A 17,706-nucleotide genomic window follows, 5' to 3' on the forward strand; every position below is an offset into this window, starting at 1 on the left:
CTGGTGGGTCAGATAAACTTAAAGAGATTAAAGAAGAATTATATCGTTATTACGACCTTGTGAAGGCATCGGGAGTTGTAGAATTTGAAAGGTCGATATCGACCTTTCAAAATTGGCAAAAGCAAATCATGAACAGCTTCGCATTTGATTTACATAATGGGTATGTTGAAGGGATTAATAATCAAACCAAAGTGATTAAGCGTAATGCCTTTGGCTTTAAACGGTTTGATCGTTTTAGATTAAAGGTGTTATTGCATCATCAATATAAGAATTTAAGGGTTCGTATCAATTAAATTAGGAGTGAGCGTATGCTCACCCCAACATTTGACTTAGAACCTTTTTCTTTAATAATAAAACACTTTCTAGCCTTTATTTCACTTAAATAAGATTCAAATGTTAAGATAAACTATAGATTAAATATTGATATGAGGTGAACATTATGAACGAAAAACACTTAAACCAAATGAAGAACCAAGATGGATTTATCGCAGCACTTGACCAAAGCGGCGGCAGTACACCAAAAGCTTTAGCAGCATATGGCGTAACAGAAGATGCTTATTCAAACGAGGACGAAATGTTTGACCTTGTTCACAAAATGAGAACTCGAATCATGACGTCTCCAGCGTTCAACTCAGACCAAATTATCGGTGCCATTCTATTCGAGCAAACGATGGACCGAGAAGTTGAAGGAAAATATACAGCAGACTACCTCTCAGAAAAAGGGATTGTGCCATTCCTTAAAGTTGATAAAGGTCTTGCAGAGCAAGAACAAGGTGTTCAAATGATGAAGCCAATTCATGACCTTGATGAAACGTTACGTCGTGCCAATGAACATCATATTTTCGGAACCAAAATGCGCTCAGTCATTCATGAAGCAAATAAGGAAGGTATTAAAGCCGTAGTCGATCAACAATTCGAGATTGCTAAAAGAATTATCGAAGCTGGCCTTGTACCTATCATCGAACCGGAAGTAAACATCAACAGTCAAGATAAGGAAACATGCGAAGACATCTTAAAAGAGGAAATTCTAAAGCACCTAAACGAATTATCAACTGAACAACATGTCATGTTAAAACTAACGATTCCATCAAAAGCTAACCTTTATAAGGAATTAATCGATCACCCTAATGTGGTTCGTGTGGTAGCACTCTCAGGAGGCTATTCTCGTGAAGAAGCCAACGAAAAATTAAAAGAAAATGATGGATTAATCGCAAGTTTCTCACGCGCATTAGTCAGTGACCTAAATGTAGAACAAACGGATGAAGAGTTTAATCAAAACTTACAAAGTGCTGTTGATAGCATTTATGGCGCTTCAGTTAATAAAAAATAACAGAAGATTAAAGTGTCTGAACCCCTATTATAAAGTTCAGACACTTTTTTATACCTTTTTTAGCTTGTTCTTAATTTATTTAGCATTGACATATTAAATCCTTTCACAATTAACCAGATGGCCAAACTCATCTCATAGACACCTACTGGTAAAGCTATAAGTCCTTTTACTGTAGATAAAGGTTCAACTATACCAAACATATCTAGTGAACCAGCTATTAATACCATAATAGCTGTGACCATACCAAAGAGAGCTAACAGTCTTGGGATTAGTCGCGTCTTAAAAAGCAAAAAACTACTCTAATATGTCTAAATATTATTTTCATAGACTGTTCTCCGCCATGATGGGTTGTTCATTAAACCATTACATACTTTCCAGAAGATTGAATGCATCCCTACAATTAATTCAAAACAATCACGTATCTCTAACAGATATTGCTTATCAATTAAACTTCGGAACCCCGTCATCATTTACCCGTGCTTTCAAACGTCAATACGGTATAACTCCAAGTTCCCTAAGGTTAAAAGAAATCGTCATCGCTCAAGAACCCATTCCTTCTGTCGTTCAAAGACCGATTAAAAATATCAATGGTGATATTGTCACTGATTTTACTTTGACAGAATTCGAAACGATCAAAGTATGTGGCATAGCTTTTGAGGTTGATTTAGCAACAGAAGACTATAAGACGAAAATTCGCTCTCACTCTAAAATGTTACAGAATAGTATTGATGAAACCATCAGTGGTCCTTGTTATGTCATCTATTCAAATTGTCAACCCAATTCCACCCGTTTCAAGGTTCTATTTGGAGTTCCCATTGATTTAAAAATAAACAAACCCTATTATTTTACCGTCGATTTACCACAATTTTTTTGCGCTAAGTTCAAATACTTTGGTGATTTACTTGATATAGGAGATGTATTCAAAACAGACTATGCAAGATTTTTAAAAATCTCAAAACTAGAAACCGAGAATTCAGATATTGAACTCATCCAGTCTTTTGATCACATTCACAACCTTGATTCCGCTTATCACATTTATGCACCTATCAAAAAGTTACCCATTGATTCAGAAATTTAAGTTCGCATCAATGCTTTCTACTCCCTTCATCCCTTACTTAATACTTGATAATCATAAAATATCACTTTGGCTTAAGTATGACTTTCCAAATCTTGCTGTAATAAAAAATTGTTTATGAGTTGTAAAGTGCACAAGATGATCAGGTCTTGCATAAGAAGTGTTTCCACCAATATAAAGCTGTCCTTTTTAGTCATTTTTATGACTTTGGGACAGCTTTTTAATGAAGTTACATCTTCTATCCTTATTACTTGTTTATATTCGGAGGAATACATCTAATAGATTTAGGAAAGAATAATAGTGTTATAGTTTGATCGGTTCTTTGAGATTTAGGGAGGAATAGGCAGTGGAATTGATCCAAATATCAATCAAATTAGTCATAGGTTTCTTTATTCTATTTCTATTAATTAGAATTATAGGGCATAAACTAATAGACCAATTTACACCATTTCACTTTATCTCGGCTGTTGTCTTAAGTGAATTGTTAGGGAATGCCATTTACGAAGAAACGGTGCCGATCTACTATATTTTGTTTACGATCTTTATATGGGGAAGTTTATTATTTTTACTTGAATATATTGCTCAAAAATCTCTTATATTAAGAGGACGGTTTGAAGGGAAGCCATCGATGGTAATTCATAATGGTCAAATCGACTTTAATGAGCTTAAAAAAAGTCGTATGAATCTCAATCAGTTACAAAGCTTACTTCGTCAAAGCGAAATTTTTTCTATTCGTGAAGTTGCTTATGCTCTGATTGAACTTAATGGCTCAATTAGTGTATTAAAAAAATCACAGTATCAAAAAACAACTCAAGAAGACTTTAATATGCCACCTCAACCTGTTTATCTTCCCATCACACTAATAAAAGATGGCGAATTAATTCAAAAACATTTAAAAGACATTAACAAAGATGAAAGGTGGTTAAAGGGTCAGTTAATAGCCCAAAATATAACCAAAGTTGATGATGTCCTTTTTGCCGAATGGCTAGAAAATGACGGGTTGTTTGTGATTCCATACGAGTCTTTTCAGCCCCATTAACACATTTAAATTAAGTGGCATAAACCAAAGCAAAAGTTTCTGATTTGGAAACTCATGCTTTGGTTTATTTAATAGGCTTTCTTTAAAACTAACATATCTCTAGGAGTTTTGTTTGGTGGCAAAATAGCTCGACTTTCTGGCTTATATTGATCTAAAACTCTCTCAACTTCTTGAATTTTAATATGAGATTGAAGAAGTTTTTGAATTTGTTTTAAAGCTCCATATACCGATTCATTCATCTTAATCTCAAGTGAATATAAATATGTAATGCTTCCGGTAATGGTTATTTTCTTACTTGATAAGCTTCCATTTAACATGGATTGAATATAAACTAGCATTTTTAAATCAGAAGAACTAATCGTTATCACAGGATTCTGATGTTCTATTGAATCTATATTTTTAAATGAAATCGTTCCGTCGCCGTCAATCATACCTGCTAAATAAGCTGCTTCCATTGGTTTCAACATGATATGATGTCCCCTTTCAATTTTTATAATTTAAGTATACATGATTTTTTAAACAAGAACAAGTGTTCGTGTTTAAGTTGTTATGATTTTAGGGAACAAATTAAAGATTAATCAAGCCAGGATGGGAGTTGATGTACCAAATCAAATTCAGAGGTATTTTTATGTTATTTTTATTTTTGATATATTAAAAAAGGAAATAATTAATCAGGATTATGCACAATACGTATTAGGTTAGCCCTACAACATAGTCCAAAAACAGGAGTGGTTATATAATGGAACTACAAGCAAATCCCCAATTATTATGGTTTATCGGGATCTATGCTGTCATCATGATCGGACTAGGGATTTATATGTCAAAGAAAGTATCAAACAGTACAGACTTTATCTTGGCAGGAAAAAGCTTAGGACCTTTTGTCTTAATGGGTACTTTGCTAGCTACTTGGACTGGAAGCGGAAGCATATCTGGAGGAGAAACGTCTGTAGCTTATAGTTTTGGTATTCTCCCTTCTCTTATGTTAATGATTCCTACTTTAATTGGTATTCTGACACTTTACATAGCAGCGCCTAAGATCAGAGCATTTGGAAAATATACAATTTCAGGTATTCTCGAAGAAAAATACGGTGTCTCTGCTCGTAACCTAGCCAGTGTTATTGTCCTTTTAGCGTATGTTGGAATTGTTTCGTATCAAATGAAAGGTTTTGGATTTATCCTTAATCTTACAACAGGAATGAGTGTAGAGGTGGGGACCATCATAGCTGCTGCTTTAATCATATTTCTTGCGATGATTGGTGGTCTTAAATCGGTCTCCCAAACAGATGCGTTAAGTGGGTTTTTAATGGTTGGGGGATTAATAATTACCGTACCCATCATCTTTTCAGTTGCTGGTGGCTGGGATTCGATTGTTGAAAATGTCCCTGAATCTCATTTGACTGCAACAGGAGGACTCACAAACATACAGTTGATGGGTTACCTACTACCTTCTTTATTTTTATTACTTGGTGACCAAAACATGTATCAACGTATAGCATCATCAAAAGGGGATGCGTCATCGAGGAAGGCTCAACTTGGATGGCTAATCATCATGCTGATCATTTCACCAGCCATTTCACTTATTGCCTTTGCATCTCGCTCTCTATTCCCTGATATTGATCCAGGAATGGCATTGATGGCAACAACCCTTGCCATGCCTATAGCCATCGGAGGCATCCTTCTGGCTGCAGCCGCTGCATTTATCATTACAACGGGGAACTCCTATTTACTATCTGCAGCGACAAATCTGACGTATGATATTTATGGAAAATACATTAATAAACAAGCATCAGACCAAAAACAATTAAGAATGACAAAAATGTTTATTGTCATCCTTGGTGTATTAGCCTATTTATTAATTCAATTTTTCCCAACTGTCTTAGAAGTTCAAATGTATGCTTACACCGTATATGGTGCAGGTATTACACCAGCGATTTTAGCTGTATTCTTCTGGAAACGCGTCAATGCGATCGGAGGTATTTCTTCCATGGTTGTGGGTGTGATCACAACGTTAGTATGGGAAATTATACTTGATAAACCTTTTGACTTAAATAGTGCGGTTATTTCAGTCCCTGCGGCGTTTATTGTATTAATCGTTGTAACATTAGCTACGCAAAAGACAACCAAAGAATAATTCTTGTTAAGTGTCCATCAAGTCACATCGATGATTTTTTGATGGACACTTACTATTACTAAAATTCATCTTATCCTTCCTCTTAATTCTAGGTATAATTAATTATCTGAACTTTCTGCATATAGCCTAGATTCCTTATTATTTTAACAATAAAATTAGGACGATTTGGGGGTGTTTTTTTCACCGTGTATTGAATTATACTTATTAGCAATACATTTTGAAGGTGAAGGATAGATTCACCCCTACAAATCGTATAGCTAAAAATTGACTAGGAGGTATTTAATTGCGGAAAGTATTGATTTTATTAGTGAGTGTTAGTATGTTATTAACCGTCTTTTCTTCTCCTGTACTAGCCAAGAAAAATCATCCATCCACTGAAGGGAATACGAACATTTCTAGTATTGTGACGTATGATGAAATGATTGATGAGTTAAAATCCCTTGAAAAACGGAGCAAAGGTGAATTAGAAGTATTCACGTTAGATGAATTAGGCTACGAAAATAGTCAAAGTGAGCAGAATCGTGACTTATACGTCGCTAAGATCGGAAATGGTCCAGAAAAAGTATGGATTCAAGGAAGAATTCATGGTAATGAGCCGTATGGAACTGAATCTACCTTAAAACTCCTAAAAATGTACGTACAAAACCAATCACCTAAATACCAAAAAGTATTAGATGAATTAACCCTTTATGTCATCCCTATGTATAACCCTGATGGAAGTGAAATGAATATCCGTCATACCGAATTAAGTGAGAGTGGGGATCGGATTGACTTAAACCGTGACTGGACAGAAGAAGGATTTGAAGCTGTGGAATCTAAAGCTTGGTATAGCTACTGGGCAGACGTACAGCCAGACTTTGGAATTGACATTCACCACCAAGGCTTAAAAACTGACCCTGAAACAGAAGAAGCGATTACGATGTCACTAGGTGTTTCATTAGCTCCAGGTGGACCTACACTTCCAAACATTAAGGATGGTTTATATGAGGATGTAACTCGTCAAGCACAAGTACATGTGTATGATTCTTTAAAGGATTATGGCTATACAAATATTGATCGATACACAGTCGGTAATAGCTCTAATGGGTTCTCTGAAATTGATATTCACGGTGGTGTGGTATCAGCTATGATGCTTGGTCTTAACTATGATAACCTAAATGAGGACCACCATAGTCACCCAGCCATTTTCTTTGAAACATCTGGAAATACGAGAGACGGAAATTTAGGACAGCGAGCTCGTGGTCATAACATTAAGCAGAATGTTTTAGGTCTACAAGAGCTACTACATGGTTTGGCAACTGATGAAGTATATGACGCTGATCCTGAACGTTGGGCTGAGATTCCTATGCCAGACACAATTGGTTATCAAACAGATCATTCAGGCTTTATCCCTATAGAAAATTAAGTTCTATTCACATTAATAGATTAAGAGAAGACCGTAACAAAAGGTAGAATTTTATACCTTTGAACGGTCTTTTCTTATTAAAGTTTAAATTGCTTGGTAAGTTTAGAAAGTGAATTTGATAAATGATTAAGATTTAAACCAATCTCGTCAGTTCTTTCCAAGTGCTTTACTTGTTCTTCACTAACCGTCAACATTTCCTCAGCACTTTCTAAAGTTTGCTGTGAAACGGTTGAAAAGCTATCTGCTGCTAATTCAAGATCTGGTAAAATCCCTTCTAAACCTTTTAGTTCATCATGCATCCCTTCTAATTTATAGCTCACTTCAGATATTTCTTGCATCAGTTCATCAATAGAGTGTTTAGACTTATTTGCTGTTGATAGAGTTCTGTTGATTTTCTCAAGCATTTGTTCAAACTCTTTTGTTGCTCCTACTGTAACGCTTTCCATACTCGTGATCGTTTGGGATATTTCTTCTGTAGCGTTTGCTGATTGTTCGGCTAATTTTCGTACTTCACTGGCTACTACGGCAAATCCTTTCCCAGACTCACCTGCTCGCGCTGCTTCTATAGTGGCATTTAATGCTAAAAGTTTAGTTTCCTCCGCGATTCCCCTTACTAACTCAACAAGTTTTGTAATAGAAAATGAATACTCTTTAACACCCTTAATCGTTTGAGTTAATTGGTCAAAGTCCTTTTCAAAGGTATGGATCATAGAAATTAATTCAATCGTATTTTTCTCACCATGTCTTGAGGAGAGATTCATATTTTCTGAACTGCTATAGACGTTTTTCATGTTCTTCATCATTACTTCAATTTGATCTTTCATTGTTCTAAAACTCTCGACATTCTGATCTGAACTACTAGCTGTTTGTTCAGCACCTTGCTTAACAATATCAATCGTCGAAATTAGTTGACGACTTGACTCAAGATTATACTTTGAGGAATCCTTTAAGTCCTTTCCTTTCGTTTCTAACTCTACAGTTGTACTCTTGAGTTCAAAAAGAATATCTCGCATCTGTTCAATCATAGCATTATAACTATTATGTAATGAAATGATTTCTGGTATGGTTGTATTGATTTCTTCAGAAGGCTTTAAATTACCGTCGCGCGCTTCTAGCATTTTTTTACGTAACGCATTAAGTGGCTTGGTTATAGCTCTAACGAATAGAATGATTAAGATTGTAAATATGAACGTACTAATCAAAATAACGAATAATGTAAAGTACCCCATCTGATTGACATCAGCCATATATGAATTTGTAGGAATTAGCATAACGTATGTACCGTTAATTTCCTCCATATCCTGATAGACAATTGTATAATCCTCGTTATCAATTCTCTTATGTAAAACCCCATTTTGAGATGTAGATATATGACTTATCATCTCATCATCGATTAAAGGTAGTGACTCTTCACTTGTCTCAAAAGGGAATATTTCACCATTTCTTATATATAAAAAATCTGACTTAATCCCTTCTTCTTCAAGTTTATTTTTCTGTTCACGTACATTTACTTCTATCTGCTGCATAAAATAATCTTCATCACTAACATAAACAAACTTCAGGTTTTGTATGATATAATCCATCAATTCTACTTCTCTTACTAACCTATTTTCAATAGATTCCATCGTTAGATCTTTCGCTTTGATATAAGAACTAACCCCAACAATCACAATAGATGATATAAATAGAATGAGAAAAATTAATAACAAACGAGTACTTAAATTTAACCTTTGTAAAACTCTTTTACTCACATTCTTGATATGATTTTTTGCTTTATGAATGACCCCATTACTCAAAATAAACTCCCCCGAATTTTATAATTATATGTATCTGATAAAATTATAAATGAAAAAAAGGGAATATTTTGTAAAGGTCCTGTAAAGTTTTGTCTAAATATGACTATCATGGATCTTCAAGGATACATACATTTCTTCTAATCAAGTTAGGAATCTTCTTTTAACCTTTTAACCTCAATATACAATCTACTTGTCATTAAGCTTGAACAACTCCCGTAATGTGACTATCTAAGATGGAATCCATCCGCCCATTTTAACATTTTCAGTATATCTATATTGACTAATTTCATTTTTACTGTTACGGTTATACACATGAGTATATAACCATATAAGTGTTTAACAAAACAAAGGATAGTGGGAGATAACATGAGAGGTCCATTTGTTCAAGATAAACCTATTTATATCCAGGTTCGCGAATTAATCGAAGACCAAATTCTTAATCATCAACTAAAAGAAGAGGAGCAGGCACCTTCAACCAATCAGTTGGTTGAATTTTATAAGATTAATCACGCCACCGTATCGAAAGGAATTAATTCATTAGTGGATGAAGGGATCCTTTATAAGAAGAGAGGGATTGGAATGTTTGTTGCTGTAGGAGCCAGAGAAAAATTGATTGAAAAACGAAAAGCCACATTTGTAGAGGATTATATTGTTAAATTGGTTCAAGAAGCTGACAAATTGGAAATTGAGGAAAGTGACATTATTCGTTTAATTAAAAAAGTAAAAAGAGGTGAGCACCATGAACATTAAAGTTGAAAATCTAAATTTAAACTATGGCAACCATACTGCTTTGGAAGATGTATCATTTGAGTTAAATGAAAATAAAATATATGGCCTGCTTGGTAGAAATGGAGCTGGAAAAACGTCTCTTTTATCCATTCTTGCTTCATTTAATAAGCCTTCTAAGGGAGCCATTACCGTTGATGGTGAAGATCCATTTGAGAATGCCAACATCATGCAGCACATAACTTTTTTATATGACAAAAGCTATAAGAATGAGGCAGAAGATATAATAAATTTCCTCGAAGGCATAGAGAGGTATCGTCCCAATTTTGATATGAGCTATGCTGAAGAGCTCATAGAGAAATTTAAGCTCCAAAAAAAGAAACCCATCAAAGAATTTTCTAAAGGAATGCAATCAGCTCTTAATGTCATCATCGGGTTAGCAAGCAGAACACCTGTCACGATATTTGATGAGGTCTATTTAGGTATGGACGCTCCATCTAGAGATATATTTTATAAAGAATTATTAAAAGATCAACAGGATTACCCAAGAATGATGATTCTCTCGACTCACCTTGTATCTGAAATGGAATATTTATTTGATGAAGTCATTTTATTAAACAAAGGAAAGGTTCTTCTTCAAGAAGATTTCCATTCCCTTATATCAAAAGGGGCATCTATTACTGGAAATACAGAAATCGTTGATGATTTTGTGAAAAACATGCGTCAAATTAATGTAAAACAACTGGGTGGAATGAAATCAGTAACGATATACGGAGAACTTCATGACGATCAAAAACAAGCCGCAGTGGATAAAGGTCTTGATGTATCACCAATCTCTCTTCATGATTTATTTGTCCACTTAACAGAGGAGGAAAACGAATGAAGAATCATCGCAACTACCTAAAAGTAACGTTAGATATGTTTGTTATCCAATTAATGTGGGCTTTTGGTGTTTTAGGTGTTTTGTTAATTGTACAAATCTTTAAGCTATTTTTCGGCAACAATACTGACCAGTACTATAGTGCATTTTTTATAATAGCCAACATATTTACATTTGTCATTGGCATTATAGCCATTCACTTTCTTCCATACTATGTTGAAAATGGTGTGACTAGGAAAGATTATTTTAAAGGAGCGACCTTGGCTTCCATTGGTTTAGCGATCATTCTTCCATTCTTAGCCTGGGGGATATCTGCATTAACACAATTAATACTACAAAGTATATCAAGTCTTACCTTTAAAGAACCAAATTTAGATGCCATGACAAACGATGGTAACTTGGTTGGAGATATCATTCAGTTTTTAATTTTAACTCCTTACGTTAATCCTGAAAATAATCTCATTTTATCGCTTGGAATTTTTAGTTTAAACATCTTAATGTATTATCTAGCTGGTTGGTTGATTGGTGCTGCATTTTACCGTTATCATACGGTCATTGGTTTAGGGTTTATTGCCATGACATTAGCTGTCTTAACACTTGTGAACGTATTGGTAAGAAACACACTAAATTTACCTGTACTTGAAAACTATTCATTCATCGATTTACCAAGAAATATTGCGATTCCGGTTATTGTTCTCATCGCTCTCATTTTGATTGGATCGATTCGTTCCATCACTAAAGACGTTACAATTAAAATGCATTAAAAATAAGACCTCAACTCTCGAATAAACTTAAATGAGAGCTGAGGTCTAGATTATTTTCATTAAATCGTTATTTTTGTACCATCAAATCTAGTTAAAGAGAACCCTTCAAACTTTTCATTATAAGTCTCTTGATAATTCCTAAAAATTTCAATGGCTACTCGCTCACCTAGTTTCAATCCTTCAACTCCATCAAACCGCCAGTGGACACCGGCTGTATCACGTCCATGCGCAATGTTAGTCGCTAGTTTGTTCAATTCCCCTCCTATTGTCAACGAAGTTCCACTGTAAGGTAATAATGATGTCCCATCAGAACTCGCTTCAACCGGATTAGGAATCGTAAATGATTCGTTAAAAAACGCTTTTAGTACAGTAACGGCTGCCTGTTTTCCTATCAATTGTTTCTCTTCACGTGTTTCTGCTTGGACCAACTCTAGTTTCATCTCATTTTCTCTCTGAGGGGCAACAGTCAGATAATTCCATCCTGGTGCAAATTCCTCTTCATCACATACAACAAACCCCAATTTTTCCGTATAAAACGTTTTAGCTTTTTCCTGATCTCTAACAAAAATCGTTATTTGAATTCCTTTCGTAATCATCTTTTCTCCTTTCGTTCAATAGACTAAGTAACTTAATCTCTTATTCCTCACTCGTTAATTCAAGCAAATAGGCTGATAATTTTTTAATGTTGGCATCACTCGACTGATCAAAGGTATAGACATCACAAAATGCATACACCTTTTCTTCATCATTCTCGCTTGGGGTTTTCATCGTCCCCTCGATCATCGCAGTGTTCCCCTGTACAATGATATTTTCAATCGTATGTTCTTCAGCAACAACCCCACGCATCGGCTCAAGCATATTACTGGCTGCTTCTTTTCCTTCTATTACGCCCTCCCCCACAAAATTCCACTGAATATCTTCAGCTAAATTTTCAACGATATAATCCGTATCACCTGTCACGAATGCCTTATTTAAACTCTTTACTTTCTCATTTATAACCGCATCATCCCTATAATTGAAGCCAAAATAGACCGTGATTTCGCTTATTTTCCCGTCTATAAACAAAAAGTGTTCCATATTTTGAAAAGTGGCACCAGACTTTAGAACACATTCATAACGAATGACGACTTCATCTCCATCTGTCAATAGGTTTTGAATATGGTATTCCTGTATGTCATGACAACTTGGCCAGCACCTTTCAAAGTAAGTCTCACGATTAATTTTGTCATCGACCGGGCTATTGAACCTGAAGTCATCACTTAACAACTCCTCCAATGCCCCCCTTTCCGTTGTTTCATACGCGTTAAAATAGTTTTCCACAAGCTCCGATAGATTGATTTGACCCATACATGAATCCCTCCATAAAAATTTTACTGATAGCCTCCATTTATGAAAAAGGCTTAGTAAAGTCAGGTTTTCCATATTCTAGCACGTTAATCAGTGTGATATTTCTTAAAAATTGCTAATGTTTCCGATTTAGAAAGTTTTTCATGAGTAGTGGTAAAGAAACTAGAATTGGAGGGTCATCAAGGTGTGGTCCACGAAGGCTAAGGTTTTGTTTGGGTATTTCTATCTTTGAATTAACTGTAATTGGAGTATCCGCTTTTGCACGTAAGGTTTGGTTGGGCACGAGGATCTCATTCGATCTCATCTCCCAAGTAATGGCTGTTGCCATTAAGTAATAAGTGCTTGGACGAACATTTATGAAGGTAAAGTCTCCTAACGAGGTGAGGATGGTGCCATATTGAGGAAGACCAGCAGGAATCGGTTGGGTAAATAATCCAACTAAAATAATACCATGAAAGGGCATTTCCGCTTCAACAGTTCCTTCTACTCTATTAAAGTGGGGTGCAATTATTGAACGCCGTGATAAATGGGTCTGAGTTTTTAAAGACTTCATATACTTGTTGACGTGCAAAGGGGACTTTCTGAATTGGGAAGGTGACATACCGACTCGTTCGGTGAATCGAGTCGTAAAGGTGCCTAAGCTTTGCTGACCAATTTCCATTCCAATATCACGAACCGTTAAATCGGTGTTCAATAATAAGTCTTTTGCTCTTTGAAGTTTTAATGAAGATACGTAATGATGAGGTGACAGACCCGTCCTTTGTTTAAAAATACGCGAAAAATGATAAGGACTATATCTCGCATAATCTGCTAAATGGGAAAGTGAGAGCGGATCATCAATATTCTTTTGAATGTATTCGATCACGTCATCTATTTCAGAATAGATATGATTCATTGTTCCCTTTTCTCCTATCACGACCATTTTCTTTAACCCTAGCTTAACCCAATACGTATTGTTTTGAAATAGTTATATTTTTATTTCGCATATTATTTAATTATCGTATCTTTAGAGTGTTCATTTTTTTCTTTGACGAGGAAAACGACTGCAAGAGAAAATAATAGTGCGACCATAGCTTTTCAAAAACAAATACAACGGGTGCATTTATATTTCATTAATGCACCCGATTTTTGATAAGTGTTTAACTATTCTTGAAAAACCTTCGTTATCTAGTTGGCAATGGTGCTCGCTGAGAAATAAATCCTTTGTCCACTAATTCACTCCAAAAGGATTGTGGGATATCTTTATTCATCATCTCTACATCTTCTGCATTGTGTTCTGGACGTGTTGAACCTGGAATAACAGCTTTTACTGCTGGATGAGCAGTTGAAAATTGTAAGGCTGCTGCTTTCAAGCTTACATTATGATATTCTGCAATTTCTTTTAACTGCTTTACTTTATTTAATATATCAGCACCAGCTTTAGCATAGTTAAAATGATCTCCTCCAAGTAACACACCAGAATTAAATGGACCTCCTACAATGATATCTACACCTTTTTCCTCAGCTTTTGGCAGCATACGCTCTAAGGCATGCTCATGCTGTAAAAGCGTGTATTGAGTGGCAGATAAGCAGACATCAGGTTGAGCTTCTTCCAAGTCCATCACTAGTTCAATAGGTTCGGTTGTATTGACACCAAGTCCCCATGATTTAATCACCCCTTCTTCACGAAGGCGACTTAAGACACGAAAGGCGCCATTTCTAGCCTCATCAAACTTTGTAACCCATTCATCTCCATGAAAATCAGGGGAAACATCATGAACGAAGACCATATCCAAGCGGTCGGTTTTTAACCGTTCTAAACTTTGTTCAATAGATTTCATGGTGGCTTCCTCTGTATAATCCGTTATGACTTTATTTTGACGACCATACTTAAATATGCCTTCTTTATCTTCTTTTTCATCGGTAATATAACGCCCAACTTTCGTCCCTATGAAATAATCATCACGATTATACGCTGATAATGCCTCTCCTAAACGCATTTCCGCTAAACCTGCTCCATAAAAAGTGCAGTATCAAAATAGCGAATTCCTTGATCCCAGGCGGTTTGTATGGTTTTTTGTGCTTCCTCTTCGGGAACGTCTCTGAACATATTCCCTAATGGCGCGGTTCCAAGACCTACTTTATGTTTAAGTGCTTCCTCTAACGATTTCAACTAAACTCCTCCTTATCATGAAGTTATATATTTCATTTTCCACTTATACACTGCACTAAACATGAAGACTTGGAAATTTAAAACGTTTTAGGGTGTAACCTTACTAACTTCTAAATAAGTTTAAACACCACCGCTGAAACTTCCATATTTTGAAAAGTACATATTATCATAATATAAATTGGGAGGAAAAAGTAATGGTGTTTTTGAAATTTACTAATATTTTATGGGTTTTTAGAACCTTATTTACTTGTGGTACGGTTCATTCCGATTAATTTTAAACCCGCGATAGATCTGCTCTAACAAGATGAGTCTCATTAACTGATGTGGATAAGTCATTTTACTAAATGAGATCGAAAAATCACTTCGACTCTTTACTTCATCACTTAATCCTAATGATCCACCGATAATCAGGGTGATTTTGCTTTTACCATAGGTCGCGAGGTCGTCTAATTTCTTCGCAAAACCTTCTGATGTAAGTTGTTTCCCTTCAATTTCTAACGTCATGACATATGTATCTGTGGATAACTTTGTTAATATCTTCTCTCCTTCTTTGTTTTTTACCTCTTCTTTTTCAGCCTCGCTTAAGTATTCGGGGGCATGTTCATCTGGAACCTCTTCAATTTTTACTTTGGCGTAGGGTTTTAGCCGTTTTAAATACTCTTCGATTCCTTGTTTTAAATATTTTTCCTTTAATTTTCCGACTGAGATGATTTTAATATCCACTTTTATTTCCCTCCTGCTTTTTGAACCCTTCCACAATTATGTGCCATTTATCCACAAACGATGTGTGTATTTCGTTATTATATCTTAATAACTGCTAACTTATCTACAATTCCATCACTTATCCACAGGTTTATCAACATATCAACATATGTTCGCGTCATATTTAGTTAAAATATTTTATCTTGACACTATATATGCATTTTTTAAAAATAATTACTCACAATTTGTGAATAAGTCTGTCGATAATGTGAATAACTGCTTATAAATAAAACTCCGCTCAGTTTTTATCCCGAGCGGAGCTTCTTCTAATTACCTTGTGATACTAATTTCACCGTTGTTTCTTGTAATTCACCATCTCTATAAAATGTAACCTTGACTTCATCACCTGGGCTTGTTTCTGTAAACAAGTATTGTCTTAATTCGAGTACATTTTGAACTTCTGTATCGCCCATCTTCACGATGACATCATATTGTTGGAAGCCGGCTTGATCGGCTGGTGACATTCGATCTATTCCATCAACTATGACGCCGCCTTCAACATCTCTTGGTAATTTCAATGTGTTTTGCCAATGATATTGTGCCACATCAGATAGTGAGAAGATCTCTACACCCATATAAGAGCGTGTAATTGTTCCATCTTCTTCTAAATCCTCAATTAAAGGACGTGCGATATCGATTGGAATAGCAAATCCTAACCCTTCTAGTTCTGGGGAGGCATATTTCATGGAGTTAATCCCAATTAATTGGCCATCCATATTCACTAATGCTCCACCAGAGTTCCCTGGGTTAATAGGTGCGTCCGTCTGGATTACTTCAGCTTGCCAGTCTACATTTCCATTTTGATCGAAATCTTGTGGGATTAACCGATCCTTACCACTGATAATCCCTTGAGTCACAGTACCGGCGAATTGTAAACCAAGTGGATTTCCTATCGCTAAAACTGGTTCTCCCACTTTGAGGTTTTCAGAATTGCCCATCTCAATGACCTTTTCGACATGTTCTCCGTCGACCTTTAAGACGGCTAAATCTGTATAAACATCGCCACCGATTATTTCTGCTTCAACTTGTTCTTCATCCGCAAACACGACTTCAACTGAATCGGCACCTTGGATAACATGATAATTCGTCACGATAAAGGCTGAATCATTGTTCTTCTTATAGACGACACCAGATCCAACTCCACCTTGTTGTGATTCGGATTGTCCAAAGATACTTTGTTGTTTAATGTTGACAACCCCTACCACGGTATCGGATACATCTTCAACAATTTCTGTAATTTGCGAGTTAACCTCTAAATTGACTTGTTTATTCACTTCATCTCCAGATGGTGTAGATTCTTGTGTTTCTTCATTTTCTTGAGCGGTAAAATCATAGGGTAACCAATTTGCCTGAACTAAAATAGGTAAAGCTAACAGTATGAGAACTGCTCCGATTAATGCACCAACGACTGATGGCATTAACCATTTACGATTTTTCTTAGTGCTTCTCATATGGTCATCGTAATATCCCATGTTTGACACCTCACCATAACAAGTAATTAAACGTAACACATAGCGGTTGGTTTAGTTGGACTCGTATCTTCTAATGTCAATTGTTCTCCAACGCCAACATCATGTTTCTTCAGAATCTGCTCAACGCTCATTCTTGCTAAGTCGACCATATTATTATCTTGGCTTAAATGTCCTAAGTAAATATGTTTCGTCTGGTCTCCAATAACATCTAGCATCGCCACAGCAGCATCTTCATTCGAAACATGTCCTTTATCACTTAATATTCTACGCTTAATGTTCCAAGGATATCCACCCATTTGCAACATACCGACATCATGGTTTGATTCAAATAAAATCGCATTGGAATTTTCAACGGTTTTCTTCATCCGTTCGGATACATAACCTGTATCTGTTAACATGGATACTTTTTTACCTTCATGGTGAAAAATATAAAACATTGGATCCGCAGCATCATGCGAAACTCCAAAACTTTCTATGTCAAGATCACCCAATGTCTTTACGGATTCCATTTCAAAGTGAAATTTTTGTTCATTTTGGAGCTTACCGATATGTGGCTCCATCGCTTCCCATGTTTTAGGGTTCGCATAAACTGGTAAGTTGTACTTTCTTGCGACGATTCCTACCCCTTTAATATGATCACTATGTTCATGGGTTACCAAAATCCCGTCTAAGTCTTGAGTTTTTACATTCACATCACTGAGTAATTGGTCAATTTTTTTACCACTTAAACCCGCATCAACTAATAATTTAGTTTTATTGGTGCCAATATAGAAAGCGTTCCCCGTACTCCCTGATGCTAATACACTAAAATGCAGTGTCATTTATAT

The 17,706-nt window shown here is 35.6% G+C and carries 18 protein-coding genes and 1 pseudogene; 9 read left to right on the top strand and 10 right to left on the bottom strand.

What is annotated here, in order from left to right:
- Both BMY57_RS04610 and BMY57_RS04615 read left to right on the top strand, forming a co-directional pair.
- Nucleotides 1–293, top strand: a 293-nt coding sequence (locus BMY57_RS04610) for a transposase (RefSeq protein ID WP_143063785.1), incomplete at its 5' end; no start/stop codon positions are given.
- A gap of 146 nt (nucleotides 294–439) precedes the next feature.
- Nucleotides 440–1,330 carry a fructose bisphosphate aldolase gene (locus BMY57_RS04615; RefSeq protein WP_091772861.1) on the top strand — a complete coding sequence of 297 codons (891 nt, stop codon included), beginning with the start codon at nucleotides 440–442 and terminating at the stop codon, nucleotides 1,328–1,330.
- A gap of 59 nt (nucleotides 1,331–1,389) precedes the next feature.
- Here the strand turns inward: BMY57_RS04615 and BMY57_RS04620 are convergent, their stop codons facing one another.
- Nucleotides 1,390–1,620 (bottom strand): DUF4386 family protein, encoded by a 231-nt coding sequence (locus tag BMY57_RS04620; RefSeq protein WP_091772862.1) that lies wholly within the window; start codon nucleotides 1,618–1,620, stop codon nucleotides 1,390–1,392.
- A 14-nt stretch (nucleotides 1,621–1,634) separates the two neighbouring features.
- Between BMY57_RS04620 and BMY57_RS04625 the strand changes: the two genes are divergently transcribed.
- Both BMY57_RS04625 and BMY57_RS04630 read left to right on the top strand, forming a co-directional pair.
- On the top strand, nucleotides 1,635–2,408 hold the full coding sequence (locus BMY57_RS04625) for a helix-turn-helix domain-containing protein (protein ID WP_091772863.1): 774 nt from the start codon (nucleotides 1,635–1,637) through the stop codon (nucleotides 2,406–2,408).
- Nucleotides 2,409–2,751: 343 nt separating this feature from the next.
- A complete protein-coding gene (locus BMY57_RS04630; RefSeq protein ID WP_091772864.1) occupies nucleotides 2,752–3,444 on the top strand; it encodes a DUF421 domain-containing protein in 693 nt (230 codons plus the stop codon).
- Between the two features lie 68 nt (nucleotides 3,445–3,512).
- On the opposite strand, the gene BMY57_RS04635 is transcribed toward BMY57_RS04630, so the two are convergent.
- Complete coding sequence (locus BMY57_RS04635; protein WP_091772865.1) at nucleotides 3,513–3,911, bottom strand: LAGLIDADG family homing endonuclease; 399 nt, start codon at nucleotides 3,909–3,911, stop codon at nucleotides 3,513–3,515.
- A 272-nt stretch (nucleotides 3,912–4,183) separates the two neighbouring features.
- On the opposite strand from BMY57_RS04635, the gene BMY57_RS04640 reads away from it, so the two are divergent.
- Together BMY57_RS04640 and BMY57_RS04645 are read left to right on the top strand one after the other, a co-directional pair.
- Entirely contained in the window at nucleotides 4,184–5,575 is a 1,392-nt protein-coding gene (locus BMY57_RS04640) for a sodium:solute symporter family protein (protein ID WP_091772866.1), read from the top strand.
- A 283-nt stretch (nucleotides 5,576–5,858) separates the two neighbouring features.
- Nucleotides 5,859–6,980 (top strand): M14 family zinc carboxypeptidase, encoded by a 1,122-nt coding sequence (locus tag BMY57_RS04645; RefSeq protein WP_217703272.1) that lies wholly within the window; start codon nucleotides 5,859–5,861, stop codon nucleotides 6,978–6,980.
- A gap of 77 nt (nucleotides 6,981–7,057) precedes the next feature.
- Here the strand turns inward: BMY57_RS04645 and BMY57_RS04650 are convergent, their stop codons facing one another.
- Nucleotides 7,058–8,776, bottom strand: a complete 1,719-nt coding sequence (locus BMY57_RS04650; protein WP_256205249.1) for a methyl-accepting chemotaxis protein — start codon at nucleotides 8,774–8,776, stop codon at nucleotides 7,058–7,060.
- A 366-nt stretch (nucleotides 8,777–9,142) separates the two neighbouring features.
- Here BMY57_RS04650 and BMY57_RS04655 point away from each other — a divergent pair, with 366 nt between their 5' ends.
- The 3 genes from BMY57_RS04655 to BMY57_RS04665 are packed head-to-tail and all read left to right on the top strand — an operon-like array spanning nucleotide 9,143 to nucleotide 11,146.
- On the top strand, nucleotides 9,143–9,526 hold the full coding sequence (locus BMY57_RS04655) for a GntR family transcriptional regulator (protein ID WP_091772867.1): 384 nt from the start codon (nucleotides 9,143–9,145) through the stop codon (nucleotides 9,524–9,526).
- Nucleotides 9,516–10,385 carry an ATP-binding cassette domain-containing protein gene (locus BMY57_RS04660; RefSeq protein ID WP_091772868.1) on the top strand — a complete coding sequence of 290 codons (870 nt, stop codon included), beginning with the start codon at nucleotides 9,516–9,518 and terminating at the stop codon, nucleotides 10,383–10,385. Before BMY57_RS04655 ends, BMY57_RS04660 begins: the two co-directional genes overlap by 11 nt.
- Nucleotides 10,382–11,146, top strand: a complete 765-nt coding sequence (locus tag BMY57_RS04665; RefSeq protein ID WP_091772869.1) for a hypothetical protein — start codon at nucleotides 10,382–10,384, stop codon at nucleotides 11,144–11,146. The genes BMY57_RS04660 and BMY57_RS04665 overlap by 4 nt, the downstream gene beginning before the upstream one ends.
- Before the next feature lie 59 nt (nucleotides 11,147–11,205).
- Here the strand turns inward: BMY57_RS04665 and BMY57_RS04670 are convergent, their stop codons facing one another.
- The 7 genes and pseudogenes from BMY57_RS04670 to BMY57_RS04700 form a co-directional block, all read right to left on the bottom strand.
- Nucleotides 11,206–11,742 (bottom strand): VOC family protein, encoded by a 537-nt coding sequence (locus tag BMY57_RS04670; protein WP_091772870.1) that lies wholly within the window; start codon nucleotides 11,740–11,742, stop codon nucleotides 11,206–11,208.
- 40 nt (nucleotides 11,743–11,782) lie between these two features.
- A complete protein-coding gene (locus BMY57_RS04675) occupies nucleotides 11,783–12,493 on the bottom strand; it encodes a nuclear transport factor 2 family protein (protein ID WP_175615174.1) in 711 nt (236 codons plus the stop codon).
- A gap of 115 nt (nucleotides 12,494–12,608) precedes the next feature.
- A complete protein-coding gene (locus tag BMY57_RS04680) occupies nucleotides 12,609–13,388 on the bottom strand; it encodes a helix-turn-helix domain-containing protein (protein WP_091772872.1) in 780 nt (259 codons plus the stop codon).
- Nucleotides 13,389–13,656: 268 nt separating this feature from the next.
- Nucleotides 13,657–14,645 (bottom strand): annotated as a pseudogene (locus BMY57_RS04685) (aldo/keto reductase).
- A 243-nt stretch (nucleotides 14,646–14,888) separates the two neighbouring features.
- A complete protein-coding gene (rlmH, locus tag BMY57_RS04690; RefSeq protein ID WP_091772873.1) occupies nucleotides 14,889–15,368 on the bottom strand; it encodes a 23S rRNA (pseudouridine(1915)-N(3))-methyltransferase RlmH in 480 nt (159 codons plus the stop codon).
- A gap of 305 nt (nucleotides 15,369–15,673) precedes the next feature.
- Nucleotides 15,674–16,879 (bottom strand): S1C family serine protease, encoded by a 1,206-nt coding sequence (locus BMY57_RS04695; RefSeq protein WP_091772874.1) that lies wholly within the window; start codon nucleotides 16,877–16,879, stop codon nucleotides 15,674–15,676.
- A 26-nt stretch (nucleotides 16,880–16,905) separates the two neighbouring features.
- Entirely contained in the window at nucleotides 16,906–17,700 is a 795-nt protein-coding gene (locus BMY57_RS04700; protein WP_091772875.1) for an MBL fold metallo-hydrolase, read from the bottom strand.
- Nucleotides 17,701–17,706 lie beyond the last annotated feature (6 nt).

This window comes from Piscibacillus halophilus (genome assembly GCF_900110685.1).
Taxonomy (GTDB): Bacteria; Bacillota; Bacilli; order Bacillales; family Alkalibacillaceae; genus Piscibacillus; species Piscibacillus halophilus.

Excerpts from the sequence above, each read along its gene's own strand:
- BMY57_RS04635 (WP_091772865.1), bottom strand. The coding sequence starts at position 3,911 with ATGTTGAAACCAATGGAAGCAGCTTATTTAGCAGGTATGATTGACGGC.
- BMY57_RS04655 (WP_091772867.1), top strand. The coding sequence starts at position 9,143 with ATGAGAGGTCCATTTGTTCAAGATAAACCTATTTATATCCAGGTTCGC.
- BMY57_RS04640 (WP_091772866.1), top strand. The coding sequence starts at position 4,184 with ATGGAACTACAAGCAAATCCCCAATTATTATGGTTTATCGGGATCTAT.
- BMY57_RS04700 (WP_091772875.1), bottom strand. The coding sequence starts at position 17,700 with ATGACACTGCATTTTAGTGTATTAGCATCAGGGAGTACGGGGAACGCT.
- BMY57_RS04675 (WP_175615174.1), bottom strand. The coding sequence starts at position 12,493 with ATGGGTCAAATCAATCTATCGGAGCTTGTGGAAAACTATTTTAACGCG.
- BMY57_RS04665 (WP_091772869.1), top strand. The coding sequence starts at position 10,382 with ATGAAGAATCATCGCAACTACCTAAAAGTAACGTTAGATATGTTTGTT.
- BMY57_RS04695 (WP_091772874.1), bottom strand. The coding sequence starts at position 16,879 with ATGGGATATTACGATGACCATATGAGAAGCACTAAGAAAAATCGTAAA.
- BMY57_RS04670 (WP_091772870.1), bottom strand. The coding sequence starts at position 11,742 with ATGATTACGAAAGGAATTCAAATAACGATTTTTGTTAGAGATCAGGAA.
- BMY57_RS04660 (WP_091772868.1), top strand. The coding sequence starts at position 9,516 with ATGAACATTAAAGTTGAAAATCTAAATTTAAACTATGGCAACCATACT.
- BMY57_RS04680 (WP_091772872.1), bottom strand. The coding sequence starts at position 13,388 with ATGAATCATATCTATTCTGAAATAGATGACGTGATCGAATACATTCAA.
- BMY57_RS04615 (WP_091772861.1), top strand. The coding sequence starts at position 440 with ATGAACGAAAAACACTTAAACCAAATGAAGAACCAAGATGGATTTATC.
- BMY57_RS04625 (WP_091772863.1), top strand. The coding sequence starts at position 1,635 with ATGTCTAAATATTATTTTCATAGACTGTTCTCCGCCATGATGGGTTGT.